1 protein-coding gene and 2 pseudogenes are annotated in these 1,259 nt (G+C 42.7%); all 3 read right to left on the reverse strand.

Annotation, left to right across the window (positions count from 1 at the left end; all coding sequences use genetic code 11):
• Positions 1–101: 101 nt before the first annotated feature.
• A pseudogene (locus F6K49_RS50195) lies at positions 102–451 on the reverse strand (hypothetical protein); the annotation flags it as partial.
• Between the two features lie 126 nt (positions 452–577).
• On the reverse strand, positions 578–853 hold the full coding sequence (locus F6K49_RS54120; protein WP_366514367.1) for a hypothetical protein: 276 nt from the start codon (positions 851–853) through the stop codon (positions 578–580).
• Between the two features lie 285 nt (positions 854–1,138).
• Positions 1,139–1,259, reverse strand: a pseudogene (locus F6K49_RS50200) (IS4 family transposase); the annotation flags it as partial.

The following is a 1,259-nucleotide window of genomic DNA, read 5'->3' on the forward strand; positions in this document are numbered from 1 at the left end:
TTAACAAATATTTAACCCTTTTCTGCATAACCTGCTAACTATAAAGGCTCCACTATCTAAGGTTTCGTCTCCGGGGGGGACCCCCAAGACCGCGCTGCCTCCCCAAGACCGCGCTGCATCGCTTTAATATGCTGACCTTGAATTGTTGAGGAAGTGTAAGCTATCGCAATTAATAACACTAGAGAAATAAGTCGTTTACCCTCAACCTTAGTCTCCTCTATATTATAACCACCTGTCTTAAAATCTCTAAACATTTCCATGCCTCGCTTCGCTCGCCAGGCTTCGCCAACGAATCAAATCTTTTTTTATAAGCTGAAATCGCCAACTCTAAGCTCTCAAGATTTGTCAGAATAAACCAGGCTTCTTTTGGGGATATTCCCTTGAGTTTACGTTGCCACTTACAAGCGACATTAAAACTTATAAACCCACGGGTCTTGGTCACTGTCTTGATGCAATAGCGAGTGGGGGAAACCACGGCAGTCGCTCATGGTTTGAAGTTACCGTAAGATAGTGGAGCCTTATTAACAAATATTTAACCCTTTTCTGCATAACCTGCTAACTATAAAGGCTCCACTATCTAAGGTTTCGTCTCCGGGGGGGACCCCCAAGACCGCGCTGCCTCCCCAAGACCGCGCTGCATCGCTTTAACTCCTTGGATAAACAAAGATAATCCTGGTGTTAAGCCTAAATTATTTAATTGAATCCAAAGATAATTTTTCACTTCGATAAATTCGTTCTTCTTAAGACGTAAGCAGAAATATACACCCAATGACTGGAGATGCTGCGCCAGCTTGAGTGAGCAAAATTCTCTATCCCCTAATAGACAAACTTTATAATTTTTTAAAAGTGGCATCACTGAAGATAGGGCAGTTTTCTGTTCATGAATATTGCGCTTACCCTAATTTGGGAAGTAATTCAAAATATATAGGAAAGGCTCTGTCTTGATGCAATAGCGAGTGGGGGAAACCACGGCAGTCGCTCATGGTTTGAAGTTACCGTAAGATAGTGGAGCCTTATTAAAAAATATTTAACCCTTTTCTGCATAACCTGCTAACTATAAAGGCTCCACTATCTAAGGTTTCGTCTCCGGGGGGACCCCCAAGACCGCGCTGCCTCCCCAAGACCGCGCTGCATCGCTTTTATCCCAAACTATACTGATCATGAGGAAATTTATCCGACTCCAATTTGTGCGGTCTATCGCTACATAAATTAATTGTTCAGTTGTAAAGTATGTTGAGAACCAGGTTTCGACAATTGGG

This window comes from Moorena sp. SIO3I6, from assembly GCF_010672095.1.

Bases quoted from the DNA above. Each gene is read 5' to 3' on its own strand.
- F6K49_RS54120 (WP_366514367.1), bottom strand. From the start codon at position 853: ATGCCACTTTTAAAAAATTATAAAGTTTGTCTATTAGGGGATAGAGAA.